This is a genomic window from Bradyrhizobium sp. 63_E2_N1_3, assembly GCF_052076005.1.
GTDB classification, from domain to species: Bacteria; Pseudomonadota; Alphaproteobacteria; order Rhizobiales; family Xanthobacteraceae; genus Bradyrhizobium; species Bradyrhizobium barranii.
On the sequence record NZ_CP197235.1, the window covers coordinates 6,910,307 to 6,927,103 of the forward strand.

13 protein-coding genes and 1 pseudogene are annotated in these 16,797 nt (G+C 65.0%); 3 read left to right on the forward strand and 11 right to left on the reverse strand.

What is annotated here, in order from left to right; all coding sequences use genetic code 11:
- The first annotated feature begins 111 nt into the window (after positions 1-111).
- From AB7531_RS32870 to AB7531_RS32880, 3 genes and pseudogenes are all read left to right on the forward strand, one after another.
- Positions 112-573, forward strand: a complete 462-nt coding sequence (locus tag AB7531_RS32870; RefSeq protein WP_014497003.1) for an Lrp/AsnC family transcriptional regulator — start codon at positions 112-114, stop codon at positions 571-573.
- Positions 574-669: 96 nt separating this feature from the next.
- Positions 670-1,588, forward strand: a pseudogene (gene ppk2 / locus AB7531_RS32875) (polyphosphate kinase 2).
- A 51-nt stretch (positions 1,589-1,639) separates the two neighbouring features.
- Positions 1,640-3,067, forward strand: coding sequence for a TAXI family TRAP transporter solute-binding subunit (locus AB7531_RS32880; protein WP_063984787.1), 1,428 nt, complete (start codon positions 1,640-1,642; stop codon positions 3,065-3,067).
- Here the strand turns inward: AB7531_RS32880 and AB7531_RS32885 are convergent.
- From AB7531_RS32885 to AB7531_RS32935, 11 genes are all read right to left on the reverse strand, one after another.
- Positions 3,045-4,124, reverse strand: a complete 1,080-nt coding sequence (locus tag AB7531_RS32885; RefSeq protein ID WP_231144401.1) for a zinc-binding dehydrogenase — start codon at positions 4,122-4,124, stop codon at positions 3,045-3,047. The genes AB7531_RS32880 and AB7531_RS32885 overlap by 23 nt on opposite strands.
- A gap of 60 nt (positions 4,125-4,184) precedes the next feature.
- The gene (locus AB7531_RS32890) at positions 4,185-5,126 is read right to left on the reverse strand and encodes a DMT family transporter (protein WP_441280297.1); all 942 of its coding nucleotides are present in this window, start codon (positions 5,124-5,126) and stop codon (positions 4,185-4,187) included.
- A gap of 188 nt (positions 5,127-5,314) precedes the next feature.
- Positions 5,315-6,154, reverse strand: coding sequence for an aldo/keto reductase (locus tag AB7531_RS32895; RefSeq protein ID WP_063984789.1), 840 nt, complete (start codon positions 6,152-6,154; stop codon positions 5,315-5,317).
- A gap of 8 nt (positions 6,155-6,162) precedes the next feature.
- The gene (locus AB7531_RS32900; protein ID WP_063984790.1) at positions 6,163-7,059 is read right to left on the reverse strand and encodes an SMP-30/gluconolactonase/LRE family protein; all 897 of its coding nucleotides are present in this window, start codon (positions 7,057-7,059) and stop codon (positions 6,163-6,165) included.
- 261 nt (positions 7,060-7,320) lie between these two features.
- Entirely contained in the window at positions 7,321-10,026 is a 2,706-nt protein-coding gene (locus tag AB7531_RS32905; protein WP_441280224.1) for a molybdopterin-dependent oxidoreductase, read from the reverse strand.
- A 14-nt stretch (positions 10,027-10,040) separates the two neighbouring features.
- Positions 10,041-11,258 carry an NAD(P)/FAD-dependent oxidoreductase gene (locus AB7531_RS32910; RefSeq protein WP_071915934.1) on the reverse strand — a complete coding sequence of 406 codons (1,218 nt, stop codon included), beginning with the start codon at positions 11,256-11,258 and terminating at the stop codon, positions 10,041-10,043.
- Between the two features lie 10 nt (positions 11,259-11,268).
- On the reverse strand, positions 11,269-11,697 hold the full coding sequence (locus AB7531_RS32915) for a globin family protein (protein ID WP_063986572.1): 429 nt from the start codon (positions 11,695-11,697) through the stop codon (positions 11,269-11,271).
- A 121-nt stretch (positions 11,698-11,818) separates the two neighbouring features.
- Positions 11,819-13,210: an MFS transporter gene (locus AB7531_RS32920; protein WP_063984793.1), complete on the reverse strand. Its 1,392-nt coding sequence runs from the start codon at positions 13,208-13,210 to the stop codon at positions 11,819-11,821.
- Between the two features lie 336 nt (positions 13,211-13,546).
- A complete protein-coding gene (locus AB7531_RS32925; RefSeq protein ID WP_063984794.1) occupies positions 13,547-14,341 on the reverse strand; it encodes an ABC transporter ATP-binding protein in 795 nt (264 codons plus the stop codon).
- 13 nt (positions 14,342-14,354) lie between these two features.
- Positions 14,355-15,251, reverse strand: a complete 897-nt coding sequence (ntrB, locus tag AB7531_RS32930) for a nitrate ABC transporter permease (RefSeq protein WP_063984795.1) — start codon at positions 15,249-15,251, stop codon at positions 14,355-14,357.
- Between the two features lie 61 nt (positions 15,252-15,312).
- Complete coding sequence (locus tag AB7531_RS32935) at positions 15,313-16,626, reverse strand: CmpA/NrtA family ABC transporter substrate-binding protein (RefSeq protein WP_063984796.1); 1,314 nt, start codon at positions 16,624-16,626, stop codon at positions 15,313-15,315.
- Positions 16,627-16,797 lie beyond the last annotated feature (171 nt).

Sequence of the window (16,797 nt, forward strand, 5' to 3'; positions counted from 1 at the left end):
CGACGATGATACGCCTGCGGGCGGCGCCAAACTTCTCAATTTTTCGCGCCATGCCCTCAAATATTGGGATACTTTACCAATGGATCAGCACTTCAGACAGGTTTCATCCCAATGCCAGACCTCGACGCCATCGACCGGAAAATCCTTGCTTTGCTCCAGAACGACAGCCGGCTGACCATGCAGGAGCTGGCCGACAAGGTCGGGCTCTCGGTGTCGCCCTGCCATCGCCGGGTCAAGCTGCTGGAGGAGCGCGGCGTCATCAGCCGCTACATCGCGACCGTCGACCAGAAGGCGCTGGGGCTGCATGTCAGCGTCTTCATCTCGATCAAGCTGGCGCGGCAGAAGGAGGAGGATCTGAATCGTTTCGCGCGCGCGATCTCGAAATGGGACGAGGTGCTGGAGTGCTATCTGATGACCGGCAACCGCGACTATCTCCTGCGCGTGGTGGCGGCCGACCTCGCCTCCTACGAGACCTTCCTGAAGACCAAGCTGACCCGGCTCGACGGCATTGCCTCGATCGAGTCGAGCTTTGCGCTGAGCCAGGTCAAATATTCGATCGCCCTGCCGGTCTGACGGCTCCGCCGGGCTATTTCGGAACCGGTGTCACATGGGCGCAATAAACCCCGCCGATGGTCACGGGCGACAGGCACCCTGCCGAAAGAAGGACCCATGACCGCATCCGACCGCACCCCTGAAATGGCCAAACGCGAGCGCATCATCCGGGAAATGACCGACGATCTCGACGAAGAGCTGGATGGAGCTCGATGACAGCAGGCTCGACGAGCTGCTGGACGAGACGGACGCGCTCCGCCCGACGGTAGATCGCAGGCTCTATTTCCGGGAATTGCTCCGCCTCCAGGGCGAACTGGTCAAGCTCCAGGACTGGGTGCAGAGCGAGAAGAAGAAGGTCGTGGTGCTGTTCGAGGGCCGCGACTCCGCCGGCAAGGGCGGCGTCATCAAGCGTATCACCCAGCGTCTCAATCCCCGCATCTGCCGTGTCGCCGCGCTCCCCGCCCCGAGCGAGCGCGAGCGCACGCAATGGTACTTCCAGCGCTACGTCTCGCATTTGCCCGCCGGCGGCGAGATCGTGCTGTTCGACCGCAGTTGGTACAACCGCGCCGGCGTCGAGCGCGTGATGGGCTTCTGCTCCGAGGAGCAATACCAGGAATTTTTCAAGACGGTGCCGGAGTTCGAACGGATGCTGATCCGCTCCGGCATCATCCTGGTCAAATACTGGTTCTCGATCACTGACGACGAGCAGCAGTTCCGCTTCAGCATGCGCATCAGGGATCCGCTGAAGCAGTGGAAGCTGAGCCCGATGGATGTCGAGGCGCGCAGCCGCTGGGAGGCGTACACCAAGGCCAAGGAGACGATGCTGGAGCACACGCATCTGCCGGACTCGCCATGGTGGATCGTCGACGCCGTCGACAAGAAGCGCGCCCGCCTCAACTGCATCGCGCATCTGCTCAGCCAGATGCCGTACCAGGAGGTCGCCCGCGTGCCCGTGGTGCTGCCGCCGCGCGTCCGCAACCCCGACTACCACCGCGGACCGATTCCGCCGGAGATGTACGTGCCTTCGAAATACTGACGGCACCCGCCGCGCCTGCCGTCGGGCGAGCTTGCCGATGAGGAAAGCGAGATGCCCGTGCCGAGCGATCTGAGCGTGAGGAGAGACGCGTCGTCTCGCCGCCGCAATCGCTTTGGCCCGTGGCTCGCGCTCGCAAGCGTGCTCTCGGTGCTCACGGTCGCTCTTGCCCTCGCCTACTGGGTCTGGCAGCCGGCGACGCTACGCATCGCGGTCGGGCCAGCCGGCAGTGACGACCAGGCGCTGATTGCGGCCGTGGCGAAGGCGTTCGACGCCAGGGGTGGCGCGGTGCGACCCGTGCCGATCGAGACCGACGGCACACTGCAAAGCCTCAATCTGCTCGGCGCCGGCAAGGCCGACCTTGCGGTGGCTCGCGGCGACTCCGCCATGCCGGCCGACACCAATTCGGTGGCGATCCTCCGGCGGAATTTCGTGGTGTTGTGGGCGCCAGCGGCGCGCAAGGGTGCCGCCAGGCCGAAGATCATGGAGATCGCCTCCCTCACCGGGCGCCGCATCGGTGTCGTCGGCCTTGGCGATGCCAATCTCAATCTGCTCCGTGTCATCCTCGCCGAGTCAGGCGTCAATCCGCAGAAGGTCACGATCGCACAGTTCGGTATCGACCGCATCTCCGAGATGGCCCAGGACTCAACGCTCGACGCCTTCATGATGGTGGGCGCACTCGACGACAAGGCGATCGCAAGCACGATCGCCACCACCGCACGCCTGCGCGGCGAGCCCAAGTTCCTGTCCGTCGACGTCTCCGACGCCATCGCAGAGCGGCATCCGCTCTACGAATCCGAAGAAATTCCCGCGAGCGCATTTTCCACGACGCCGCAGCGGCCGGACGACAAGATCGACACCATCGCCGTCAATCATCTGATCGTCGCGCCTGCTTCATTGTCCGAGGACACGGTCGCTGCCTTCACCCGCGAGCTGTTTACGGTCCGTCAGTCGCTCGTGAAGGACTTGCCCGGCGCCAGCCACATCCAGAAGCCTGACACCGACAAAGACGCCGCGCTGCCGGCCCATCCGGGAGCTGCCGCCTATATCGACGGCAACGAGCGCAGCTTCATGGACAAGTACAGCGACTACATCTGGGGCGTGGTGCTGCTGCTCTCGGGCTTCGGCTCGGTGGCCGCGTGGCTGCGGCACTATCTGCGGCGCGAGGAGCGCAGCGAGAACGCGCTGCATCGCGACCGCCTGCTCAACGCGATCTCGAGCGTGCGGGAGGCGACGTCGCTCGACGATCTCGCGGCGATGCAGAGCGCAGCCGACGACATCCTGCGCGAGACGCTGGCCTGTCACGAGGACGGCGCCATCGAAGACGGCGACCTCACCGCCTTCGGTCTCGTGCTGGCGCAATTCCATCAGGCGATCGTCGACCGCCGGGCCGTGATCGCCCAGATGAGCGATGCCGACGTCGCCGCGAAACCCGATGGCGGCGTGCTTCAGCCGTTCCCTATTTCCACGGCTGCACGATGATCTTGGTGTGCGCCTCAGGATTGGCGAGATCAGCGAACGCCTTTGCGACGCCGTCGAGACCGACCTCGGCGGTGACCATCGCCGCCGCATCCACCTGCCCTTCCGCGATCAGGCGCAGTGACGCTGCGAACTCATCCGGCGTGTAGCCGAGCACATATTGGACATTGAGCTCCTTCATGATGCCGAGCATGGGTTCGCTCCTGTCGGTCTCCATGCAGACGCCGACCACCACGATGCGCGCATCACGCGGGGCGCCCTCGAACACCTGCTGCAACAGGCCGGGCACGCCGACACATTCGAAGATGATTGCGGGCTTCAGTGCCGGCAGCATGGCCTGCAACGGCGGGCGCGCCGCCTTCTCGGCCTCCGACATCTGCGCGTGCTCGGCCCAGGTCGCATAGGGCTGCGTCACCCTGGGATCGACGACGATATCGGCCCCCAGCTTTGCGGCCAGTGCACGCCGCGCCGGCGAATAGTCGGCAGCAACGATCGGATGCAGACCCTTGATCCTCAGCGCGGCGATCACCGCGAGCCCGACCGGGCCGCAGCCGATCACGAGCGGCACCTCGCCGCCACGGATGTTGGCTTTCGCCACGGCGTGGACGCCGACGGCGAGCGGCTCGGTTAGCGCCGCATGTTCGGGCGCGAGACCATTGGGCACCTCAAGCAGCAGGGGCTCGCTGAGCAGCATCGCCTCGGCATAGCCGCCGATATTGTCGTTGGAATAGCCGATGCCCTCGATGCCCTGCGGCGTCACGAGCGCCGGCAGCGAGCAGACGCGGGTGCCGGGCTTGAGCTTGCGCGCGGCTCCGGGACCGTAATCGACGATCTCGCAGCAGAACTCATGCCCGAACACGACGTCGCGGGCGAGATCCATCGGCTTGCGGCCGGTCTTCCTCGCCATCTCCACCATGCGGGGGGCATGCAGGCGCGCGTGAAGGTCGGAGCCGCAGATGCCGCAGGCGAGCGTCCTGACCAACACCTGGCCGGGGCCCGGCTTCGGCTCGGCCATCCGGTCGACGACAATCTCACCGTTCCTGAAAATCGCAGCGCGCATCCGGCTCCTCCCGTGTTGTTGGAACCGTTGATAGCACGAAGCGGGACACGCGAACTTGCGTCAGGGGTTCGGGGAACGCTCTTCCAGCACCAGCAGCTGGGCGCGGCGGATGCGCTCGCGATGGGCGATGTATAGACCGCTGGCGACGATGAAGGCAGCGCCAGTGACGGTCCAGACGTCAGGCACTTCGCCGAACAGGAAGAAGCCCAGAATGCTGACCCACAGCAACTGCGTGTACGAGAACGGCGCCAGCACCGAGGCATCGCCGTAGCGATAGGCCAGCACGATGATCCACTGGCCCACGGTCGACGCGACGCCGATCACGATGCCGAGCCCGATCGCGGTCCAGTTCGGCGTCACCCAGACGAACGGCACCATCAGGCTGAGGATCGCAACGCCCGTGAGCGCCGAATAGGCCATGGTGGTGAGGACGGCTTCGCGCCCGCTCATCATGCGCGTCAGGATCAGCGCAGCGGCCCAGCAGAATGCCGAGATGATCGGGAAGAACGCGGCGGCGTGAAACGCATTTGAGCCCGGACGCAGGATGATCATCACGCCGATGAGACCGATCGCGGTCGCGATCCAGCGGCGCACGCCGACCTTCTCGCTCAGGAAGATGATCGACAGCGCGGTGACGAACAGCGGCGAGACGAAGCCGGTGGCCGAGGCTTCCGCGATGGGGAGGAAACGGAGACCGGTGATGAAGAACAGCGAGGAGCCGAGCAGCGCGACGCCGCGCATCAATTGCAGGCCGAGGCGATCGGTGCGCATCGCACGCAGCGGCGAGCCCGGCAGCATCACCGGCGTGAACATCAGCGCGAACGTGACGAAGCGGATCCAGGTGATCTCGATCGACGGCAGGCTCGTCGACAGATACTTTGCGGTGACGTCGGAGCAGCCGAGGAATACCGTCGACAGCAGCACCAGCGCGATGCCCTTGAAGGGATGATCGACGCGCGCAGGCGCGCGGCGAGCCTCCTGCTTCTTCTCCGGCACGGGCATGGGAATACTGTCGAGCCTTGCGGCTGCGGCGGGCGGCGGTGTCACGGCTGGAACCTGGGAAAACTACGATTCGGGAACGATCGTAAAAAACGACAAATGCGCCGCTTTCACAACTTCTGAAAACAGGATGCCGATATGCGCTGACGACCCCGCGCGTCAATACTCCATTAATAATAGGCGTTTGTGCACTACAACATGGGCAGACTGCGCGGCTTCGGACCGCGCGGAAACGCCGCATCGAGCGCCGAAATCTCCTCTTTCGTCAGCACGAGATCGCCGGCCGCCGCATTCTCGCCGGCATGTTCCGCGGACGACGCCTTCGGGATCGCGAACACCGTAGTTGCACGGGTGAGGAAGCTCAGCGCGACCTGCCGCGGTGTCACACGACGCGCCTCCGCGATGCGTGCCAGCACCGCGCCTCCCTTGCTGTTGCTTGCGGGAAAATCGTCGTGGCCGAACGGAGAGTATGCAACGACAGCAACGCCACGCTTCTCGCACCACGGGATCACCGCATGCTCGATCGCGCGCTCCTTCAGATGATAAAGCACTTGATTGCAGGCGATGCGGCCTTCGCCGGAGACGTCGAGAATTTCGTCGAGATCGTCGGCGTCGAAATTGGAGACGCCCCAGGATTTGATCTTGCCGGCCTTCACCAACTCTTCGAACGCGGCAACCGTGTCCTCGAGCGGATAGGAACCGCGCCAGTGCAGCAGATAGCAGTCGAGACGATCGGCCTTCAGCCGCTTCAGCGAGCGTTCGCACGCCGTGATGGTGCCGCCGCGCGAGGCGTTGCTCGGCAGCACCTTTGAAACCAGGAACACTTCATCGCGGCGGCCTGCGATCGCATCGGCGATGACGAGCTCGGCATCGCCGTACATCTCGGCGGTGTCGATGTGGGTCATGCCGAGATCGAGCCCGCGCTGAAGCGCCGCGATCGCGCGCTTGCGGTCGCCATGGTCGAGATACCAGGTGCCCTGCCCGATGACGGAGACGTTCGCGCCGGTCTTGCCGAAGGGTTTTGCGTTCATGTCAAAGCTCACAGTCCGCTGATATCCGCAACCAGCACGCTGCCGGTCCCTGACTCCGTGATATAGAGCCGATCTTTCTTGACGCCACCGATGGCGACATTGGTGCAGCTCGGACCCGCGCAGGACTTGATCCGCGCGATCAGCTCTCCGTTCGGCGCGAACACGAAGACGTGGCCGAGCGAGGCGTGGCCGACGAACAGGCGACCGGCCGCGTCCATGGTCATGCCATCAGGACCGCTGGTGCCGAACAGCGAGCAGAAGCGGCCGACCTTCGACACGCTGCCGTCCTTCATGAACGGCAACCGCCACACCGCGTTGTCGCGCGTCATGGCGACGAACAGCACGGTTTCGCTGGGATCGAGCACCAGGCCGTTCGGGCTGATGCCGGTGTCAACAAGGCAATCGAGCCGGCCGCTTGGCGTCAGGCGATAGACGCGGCCGCTTGCGTCGTGCAGACCGGTCTGGCCCTGATCGGTGAACAAGATGTCGCCGTTGGAGGCGAGATGCAGATCGTTGCAGCCACGGAACGATTCTGAATTGCGCGCGGTCAGGATGGGCCTGATGCGCCCCGCCCCGGCGTCGAGCTCCATGATGCCGTGCATGTAGTCGGCCACGAGGATGCGGCCGTCGGCGGCGATCTTCAACCCGTTCGGCCAGCCCTCATATTCGATCACGAGCGACCACCCGCCATCAGGCGCGATGCGGAAGATGCGGCCGAAGGGAATGTCGACGATATAGAGGTTGCCGTCTTTGTCGAACGACGGCCCTTCGATGAAACTATCGGTCGGCACACCCGGCCGGTTGGCCTCGGCCCAATCGGTCCGCACGCCCTTGCGGCGGAATTGGTCGGGCATGGCGGAGAAGATCTTGGTTTCGATCAGGCGCGGCGGCGTTTCCAGGTACATCATTGTTGTTTTTGTGCATGTGGAGGGGGATCGCGGCAACATAGGGCACAATCGCGGGCGCGTCGATTGGGCGAAGGGCATGGCTGCGTCCACGTCACTCTCGTGTCCCGGACGCGCTGCAGCGTGAAACGCCGCTGCGCAGAGCCGGGACCCAGAAAGGCCAAACACTCTGCTGTGAGATGGGTCCCGGCTCTGCAGCGCATCACTTCGTGCTGCGCAGCGTCCGGGGCACGAGACCGTCTCCCAGTCTGGAGAGATCCCCTACCCCGCAGCCGCCGCGACCTTCGCCTGCTTCGCCGGCGCCACTTCCGTCGTCGCGATCAGCTGCTTCAGCTCAGGGATACATGACCCGCAATTGGTGCCGGCCTTGAGCTTGGCGCCGATCTCGGCCGCCGTGCGCGCGCCGCTCGCGATGGTGTCGCAGATGGTGCCGCGGCCGACGCCGAAGCAGGCGCAGACGATGGGGCCGGTCGAGGCCGCGCCCTCCGTCGATTTGCCTGACAGCAGCATGCGGCGCTGCTCGTCGGTGACGTGATCGGCCACGAACAGACTCTTCACCACCTCCCAGTCGCCGGCATCATGCGCGGGGCCGACGAACAGGCAGGTCTCGATGCGGTCGCCCGCGAACGAGGCCGCGCGATAAACGCCGCCGCCGAAGTCGCGATAGTCGGCGACGTCCTCGCCGGCGACACCGTCGAGCCAGGCCGGCCAGCGCGACAGATCCGCATTGTCGGCGAAGAGATAGCCGAAGCCACCCGCAACCGTGACACGCGTCCACATCAGGTTCGGCGGCAGATCGAGCTGTTTGCGCGACAGCGCAAAGCCGCGGAAGACGTATTCATAAGGCGCGATCGCCGCCGGCGTGGCTTTCGACTCCGGCTGGCCCGAGAACGGATCGGTGAAGGACTGCACGAGCGCCCCGACGCGGCCGTGCGAGGCGTTCATCGCGCTCCAGTGGATCGGCGCGAACAGCGTGCCGCGCTGCTGACAGTCGCTGACGACGACCTTCAGGATGCACTGGCCGTAATCGGTGGTGATGCGGGCGTAGCCGTCATGCGCGATGCCGTGTTTGCTGGCATCATCCGGATGGATCTCGACGAACGGCTCCGGCAGATGCGCGCCGAGACGCTGGCTGAGACCCGTGCGCGTCATGGTGTGCCACTGGTCGCGGATGCGTCCCGTGTTGAGCCGCAGCGGGCGCGACGGTCCGGTCTCGCCGCGCAGCGCCGGCACTTCCGGCGCGACGAAGCGGCCTTTGCCGTCATTGGTGAAGAAGCCGCCGCTCGCGAAGAAGCGCTCGCCGGGCGCCACTCCTTCGCGCGCCGGCCACTGCACCGGCTTCAAGGCGTCGAAGGCCTCGTCCGAGAGCGCGGTCAGCGCGCCGATGTCGAAATCGCGGCTGCCGTCGTTCTCGAAAGCAGAGAGCGCGGCATGCTCGCGGAAAATATCGGCGGCGGATTTGTAGTTGAAGCTGTCGCCGAAGCCGAGCCGCTTTGCGGTCTCGCTCAGAATCCACCAGTCCGGCCGCGCCTCGCCCGGCGCCGGCAGGAACGAGCGCTGGCGCGAGATGCGGCGTTCGGAGTTGGTCACCGTGCCCGACTTCTCACCCCAGGCGAGCGCCGGCAGCAGCACATGCGGCCCAGCCTCGACCGTGTCATTGGAGAGCACGTTCTCGGAGACCACGAACAGCTCGAGCTTCTTCAGCGCCTCACGCACGACGTCCGCGTCCGGCAATGACACCGCCGGGTTGGTGCCCATCACCCACAACGCCTTGACCTCGCCGCGGTTGATCGCCTCGAACAGCTGCACCGCCTTCAACCCTTCATGGGTGGCGATGCGCGGCGCCTTCCAGAACCGCCTGACACGGTCGATATCCGGCGGTGTAAAGTTCATATGCGCGGCGAGCTGGTTTGCGAGGCCGCCGACCTCGCGGCCGCCCATCGCGTTCGGCTGGCCGGTGAGCGAGAACGGCGAGGCGCCCGGCTTGCCGATGCGCCCCGTGGCGAGATGGCAGTTCAGGATCGCGTTGACCTTGTCGGTGCCCTGCGCCGACTGGTTGACGCCCTGCGAATAGAGCGTGACGACGCGCTCGGTGTCGCGGAACATCTTGAAGAAGGCGGCGACGTCCTGTTCGGACAGGCCCGTCGCCAGCGCGGTCGCGGTGACACTGCCGGCGATGTTGCGCGCGCGCGCCAGCGCGTCATCGAAGCCCGACGTGTTCTGCGCGATGTAATCCTGGTCCAGCGCGCCATTGTCGGCGAGATGGACGAACAGGCCGGAGAACAAGGCGGTGTCGGTGCCGGGCTTGAGGCCGAGGAACAGATCGACGTCGCTCGCCGTGTCGGTACGGCGCGGATCGATCACGATCATGCGCGCGCCGCGCTCCTGCCGGTTCTTCAGCATGCGCTGGAACAGAACCGGATGACACCAGGCCGCATTCGAGCCGACGAACACGAGGAGATCAGCCTGGTCGAGATCCTCGTAGCAGCCGGGCACGGTGTCGGCGCCGAAGGCGCGGCGGTGGCCCGCGACCGAGGACGACATGCAGAGCCGCGAATTGGTGTCGACATTGGCCGTGCCGACAAAGCCCTTCATCAGCTTGTTGGCGACGTAATAGTCCTCAGTCAGGAGCTGGCCCGAGAGATAGAACGCGACCGCATCGGCGCCGTCGCGCGCCACGATGTGTTGCATGCGATGGGCGACGTGGTCGAGTGCATCGCTCCAGGCGACGCGTTCGAGCACGCCCTTGCAGCGGATCATCGGATAGAGCAGCCGGCTCTCCAGCCCGACGGTCTCGCCGAGCGCCGAGCCCTTCGAGCACAGCCGGCCGAAATTGGCGGGATGATCCGGATCGCCCGCGATCGCCGCGCCACCGTTGCCGTCGGGCGTCGCCAGCACGCCGCAGCCGACGCCGCAATAGGGACAGGTCGTCTTGGTGGCGCGGAGCGTGGGATCGATCGCCGTCATATCGAGCTGCCTTATCAAGCCGCCTTGGAAGGACGCGCCAGAGCGCGGCCGAACATCATGTCGGTGCGGATCGCCGCCACCTTGTCGCGATTGCGGATCAGCTCGAGATACCAGAGCGCATCGACGGTATCGCCGATCAGGACCGCGCCGGTGAGCCGGCCGTCGGCGATGACGAGCTTCTTGTAGGTGCCGCGCCTGCGGTCTGACAGCACCAGGCTCTCGCTGCCGTCCCCGCCCATGAAATCGCCGGCGGAGAAGACGCTGACGCCGGACACCTTCAGATTGGTCGAGACCACGCTGCCCTGATAGGCGGCGGGACGTCCGGCGAGATGTCGCGCCAGCACGCGCGCCTGCTCGTAAGCGGGCTCGACCAGGCCGTAGCAGGTGCCGCGATGCTCGGCACATTCGCCGAGCGCGTAGATGTCGGGCGAGGCCGTCTGCATCTCGTCATTGACGACGATACCGCGGTTGACCGCGATGCCCGCCTCTTTGGCAAGCGCCACATTCGGCCTGATGCCGGCGGCGAAGATCACGGCATCCGCCTCGATGCGCGTGCCGTCGGCAAGCTCGACGGCTTCGACATGTCCGTCGCCGTGAATGCGGGCGGTGGAGGCATTGAGCAGGATGCGGATACCCTTGCGCTCGACCAGCGTCTTCAGCAGGTCGGCCGCCGGCAGATCGAGCTGGCGCTCCATCAGCCGGTCCATCAGGTGCAGCAGCGTCACCGGCGCGCCGGCTTTCGCAAGGCCATAGGCCGCCTCTAACCCGAGCAGGCCACCGCCGACCACGACGACGCGCTTCTTCGCCGCAGCGAGCGTCAGCAGCAGATCGACGTCGCGCGTATCGCGAAAGGTGTGCACCCCGGTGAGATCGGCGCCCGGCACGTTGAGCCGCAGCGGCGTCGAGCCGGTGGCGAGCACGAGCTTGGAATATTCGACGCTCTCTTCACCTTCGATCTTGAGTTCGCGACGGCCGGTGTCGATCTCGGTGACGCGATAGCCGTAGCGCACGGTGACGCCGCGATGGCGCCACCAGTCCGCCGGCCTCAGCTCGATCTCGTGCGAGCCGGTCTCGCCGGCCAGCACGGAGGAGAGCAGCACGCGATTGTAAGCGAGCCGCGGCTCTTCGCCGATCACCGCGACCGCGTAGCGGCCGAGCGAGGTCTTGGCGAGCTCGTCGACCAGACGCGCGGCCGCCATACCGTTACCGACGATGACCAGCGGTTCACTCACAAGGCATCTCCTATTCGGCGGCCTGCGCCTGTGCGCCATAGGCCTCGGAAATCATGTAGCCGGACAGGACGCCATAGGCGTCGGTCCAGGCCGTGGCGAGTTCGGGTGTCCAGGCCTCGCCGAGGCCCTTCTCGAGGGTCCAGAGCAAGGTCGCGCCGACCACCGGATAGTGCTCAGCCTTGGCGCCATAGGCGACGTGACGCTTGGCGAGCGCCGAGGCCGCGGGAAGAATCGTTTCGAGCTTCGACAGTCCGCCGACGACGGCGGCGAGCATGCCCATCAGCTTCTTGCGCTGCTCGGTCATGTCCTCGGGAAACATCGCGCGCACGGACGGCGCCACCTCGAACAGGCGATCGTAGAACAGCACCGCGGCCGCCTCTGAAATCGGCGCGACCTTGGAAAAGCTCTGCTGGACGAGGGTGATCTGTTCTGAAGTCATGATGTTCTCCTGTCTGTTTCGGTCTGCCTTTGTCCGCGCCATTGCGAACAAGGTTCATGGGTCAAACGTCATCAGAGAGTCTTCTCCCCGCGTACGGGGAGAAGCGACATTCGTGCCAAACTCAGACTCGCGCTTCCGCGAGGCTTGACGCGCCCTCACCCTGCGGGCTGCGACGCAGGTAGAACCACCAGGTCAGTCCGAGGCAGGAGGCGTAGAAAGCGAGGTAGATCGCGAGCGCGAGCGAGGGACCACCGGTCATGGCGATCGACTTGCCGAAACCGGTCGGGATCAGATAACCGCCGACTGCGCCGATCGCGCCGATGAAGCCGACCGCCGCACCGCTCTCGATGCTCGCGGTCTTCAACGCCGCCGCGCGCGCCGCATCGCCCTTGCCGCGCACTCTGAACAGGTTCTGCTCGCGGAAGATCGAGGGGATCATGCGGTAGGTCGAGCCGTTGCCGATGCCCGTCGTCACGAACAGGATCAGGAACATCGCAAGGAAGCCGGTGAAGTCCTTGTGCCCGACGAAGTAGAGCACGCCGACGGTGGCGCCCGCCATCGCGATGAAATTCCAGAAGGTGAGGATGGAGCCGCCGATCTTGTCGGCGAGCAAGCCGCCGAGCGGTCGCGACAACGAACCGACCAGCGGCCCGAGGAACGCGATCGAGATCGAGATCGCCGGAAACTGCGTCTTGATCAGCAGCGGGAACGCCGCCGAGTAGCCGATGAAGGATCCGAACGTGCCGATATAGAGATACGCCATGATCCAGGTGTGCTTGCGCTTGACCACGGCAAGCTGGTTCGTGATCGACGACTTGGCCGTGGTCAGGTTGTTCATGAAGAACACCGCGCCGAACACCGCGATCGCGATCGGCAGCACCCACATCAGGCCTGCGTTCTGGAGGAAGATGCCGTCGACGGGGGACGCCTGGAACAGGTTGATGACCGCGAGCGTCATCAGGATCGGGGTCAAGAGCTGCACGCTGGAGACGCCGATATTGCCGCCCGCCGCGTTCAGCCCCAGCGCCCATCCCTTCATCCGGTCAGGGAAGAAGAAGGAGATGTTGGTCATGCTGGAGGCGAAATTGCCGCCACCGAGACCCGCGGTCGATGCGATCAGCAGCATCAGCCAGAACGGGGTGTCGGGCTGGCCGACGAAGTAGGCGAGCGACAGCGTCGGGATGAACAGGACAGCCGCGCTGAAAATTGTCCAGTTGCGGCCGCCGAAGGTCGTGACCGCGAACGTATAGGGGAAGCGCATCAATGCGCCGATCAGCCCGGGCACCGCGACGAGCTGGAACAGCTGGTCGGTGGTGTAGTGGAAGCCCGCCTGCGGCAGCTTGGTGGTGACGATGCTCCAGATCAGCCACACCGAGAAGCCGATATGCTCGGCCACGATCGACCAGATCAGGTTACGCCGGGCGATCACTTTGCCGCCCGCATTCCAGAACGCCTCGTCTTCGGGGCGCCAATCAGAAATCCACGTCGGATTTCGAGTCGGATTCGTCGTCATTGATAATCCCTTCTTGGCTCACCGCTGCGTCGTTGCAGGCTCAGCCTCCACGCGGAGGCGCGCGCCGAGGCCATGCCCCGGTGGCGAGTTCACGATGCTGATTGATGATGTTGAGGGACGTCGTCGTTGGCGTCGGAAAAGGTATTTCAATTTCCGTGCCAATTGCGCGCATACGGGAAATACAGGGAATTCAGGAGCTTGTTCGCATTGCCCGAAGTTCTTGCAGGCGTATTTCGCTCGCAAATTTAGCGGTTCGCTCAATCCTTGTGCGGCGCACAAGGATTGAGCGAGGTGTCGATTATTTAGGCGCGCTTATCATCCACGTTAAACCTTGGTTTACGCGGCCTCGACGAAGCGATGACGCTCGTAGAGGAACTCGAGCACGCGGTGGCGGCACTTCAAATAGGTGGAGTTGGTCGCGAGATCGAGCCGCTTGCGGGGACGTGCGAGCGGCACCTCCAGCACCTCGCCGATGCGCGCACTCGGCCCGTTCGTCATCATGACGATGCGATCGGATAGCAGCACCGCCTCGTCGACGTCGTGGGTGATCATCAGGATGGTGTTGCCGAGCTTCTGATGCAGCGCCATCACCGAGTCCTGCAGATGCGCGCGGGTCAGCGCGTCGAGCGCGCCGAACGGCTCGTCGAGCAGCAGCACCTTCGGTTCCATCGCCAGCGCACGGGCGATGCCGACGCGCTGCTTCATGCCGCCGGAGATTTCCGAGGGACGCTTGTCCCTGGCGTGGGCCATCTGCACCAGGTTGAGATTGTGCATGACCCAGGCGTCGCGTTCGGCGCGGGACTTGGTCTTGGCAAAGACCTTGTCGACGCCGAGCTTGACGTTCTCGTAAACGGTCAGCCACGGCAGCAGGCTGTGGTTCTGGAACACCACCGCGCGATCGGGACCCGGCGAGTTGACCTCGCGGTTCTCGAGCAGCACGCCGCCGGTTGTGGCGCCGGTCAGGCCTGCGATGATGTTGAGCAGGGTCGACTTGCCGCAGCCGGAATGGCCGATGATCGAGACGTATTGTCCCTTCTCGATCGTCAGATTGATGTCCTTGAGCACCTCCGTGCTGGCGGCGCCGCGGGTAAAGACCTTGTCGATGTGGTCGAGCTTCAGATAGGCGGTCATGTGCCCTTCTCCCTCAGTTCTGCGCCGTGCCGCGGGTGACGATCTTGCCGATGCCCGCGATCAGGCGGTCGAGCACGAAGCCGACGATGCCGACATAGAACAGCGCCAGGATGATCTCGCTGATATGCGAGGAGTTCCAGGCGTCCCAGATGAAGAAGCCGATGCCGACGCCGCCGATCAGCATTTCCGCGGCGATAATGGCGAGCCATGACAGGCCGATGCCGATGCGCAGGCCCGTGAAGATGTAGGGCGCCGCCGCTGGGATCATGATCTTGCCGAAGAACTCGAGCGGATTGAGCTGCACCACCGCGGCGACGTTGCGGTAGTCCTGCGGGATGTTGCGGATGCCGACCGCGGTGTTGATGATGATCGGCCAGATCGAGGTGATGAAGATGACGAAGATCGCCGAAGGCTGGCCGTCGCGGAACGCCGCGAGCGACAGCGGCAGCCAGGCGAGCGGCGGGATGGTGCGCAGCACCTGGAACAGCGGATCGAGCCCGCGCATCGCCCAGACCGACTGCCCGACCAGCACGCCGAGCGCGATGCCGGCGATGGCCGACAGCGAATAGCCGAGCGCGACGCGCTGGAGACTGGCGGAGAGATGCCAGAACAGGCCCTTGTCGATGCCACCATGATCGAAGAACGGATCGAGGATCAGTTCCTTGGTGTCCTTGAACACCCGCGACGGCGGCGGCAGCGCCGAGCCGGCGCGGCGGCACACCAGCTCCCACACCAGCGTCAGCAACGCGATCACGACCAGCGGCGGAATCACGCGCACGGCGGTCTCCCTGGCGATGCGGGCGTAAGTCTCGGCGCGCGGCGGACGCTTGAGCGTCATCGCGACGACCGGCGCGGCGGCACCCGCAGGCGTTGCGGTCTCAACCTCAATCTTCGTGGCAGGCATGTTCATTGAAAATCCCTCTCCGGCTTCAAAGGACGATGCGGCCGCCCAAGGGCGGCCGCTGGCTCCATCAGACTTCGACGCGCTTGATCGCGAGCGATTTCAGATAGGCCGCCGGATTTTCGGGATCGAACACCTTGCCGTCGAAGAAGGTCTCCTTGCCGCGCGAGGTGGAGGCCGGGATCTCGGAAGCCGCGACGCCGAGCGTCTTGGCCGCATCGCGCCACATGTCCTCGCGGTTGACCTTGCCGATCAGCGCCTTGCTGTCGAAGGAAGCTTCATATTTGCCCCACCGGATGTCCTCGGTCATGAACCAGAGATCATGGCTCTGGAACGGATAGGAGGCGAAGTCGCGCCAGTACTTCATGATGTGCGGTGAGTTCTCGACCACCTTGCCGGCATTGCCGTAGTCGAACTTGCCCTTGGCGCGATCGGCGATGTCCTCGACCGGGCAGTTAATCCACTGCCGTTTCGCCATGATGGTCGCGAGCTCTTCCTTGTTCTCCATCTTGTCGGCCCATTGCTGCGCCTCCATCACGGCCATCAGGATCGCCTTGGCAGCCTTCGGGTTCTTGTCGACCCAGGCCGCGCGCATGCCGAGCGACTTTTCGGGATGCTTGCTCCAGATCTCGCCGGTGTTGACGGCGGTGTAGCCGATGCCCTGATGCACGAGCTGCCCGGGCCAGGGCTCGCCGACGCAGAACGCGTCCATGGTGCCGACCTTCATGTTCGCCACCATCTGCGGCGGCGGCACGGTGATTGTCTCGACGTCCTTGTCGGGATCGATGCCGCCGGCGGCGAGCCAATAGCGGACCCAGAGGTCATGTGTGCCGCCCGGGAAGGTCATCGCGACCTTGGCCGACTTGCCATCGGCCTTCTTCTTCTCGAACGCCGCCTTCAGCACCGACGCGTCGGCACCGACCTTGAGGTCGGCATATTCCTTGGCGACCGAGATGCACTGCGCATCGAGATTGAGCCGCGCCAGGATGTACATCGGGGTCGGCTGGTTGTTCTGCGTCACCTTGCCGGCGGAAATCAGATACGGCATCGGGGTCAGGATGTGCGCGCCGTCGATGCCGTTCCCCTCCGAGCCGAGCACGAGATTGTCGCGCGTGGTGCCCCATGAGGCCTGCTTCTGCACGTCGGTGTCGGGCACGCCGTATTTGGCGAACAGGCCCTTGTCCTTGGCGACGAAGAGCGGACCGGCATCGCTCAACGCGATGAAGCCGAGCTTGGCGCCCTTGACCTCGGGGCCTGCGTCCTGCGCGAAGGCGCCGGCGGGGAAATTCAGCTTGGCGGCGGCGAGAAGAGCGGCGGTGCTGCCGGCGGCCTTCAACAATTGACGGCGGCTCAGGCCCGAGGGCTGGCGGGTGCGCTTGGTCATAGGCAGTGTCGTCCTTTGCATCGTTGCAGAATTGATGGCGTCAGTGCTCGCGAGCAGCCCGTCCGTCCGTGACGCCAGAAAAAGGCGCATGCGAACGCATGGCGGGGGAGACCCCCGTCTGGTGGCGTCGGCAAATCGGATGAGAAGTCTCGCGGGACGGCTTCAATGGCG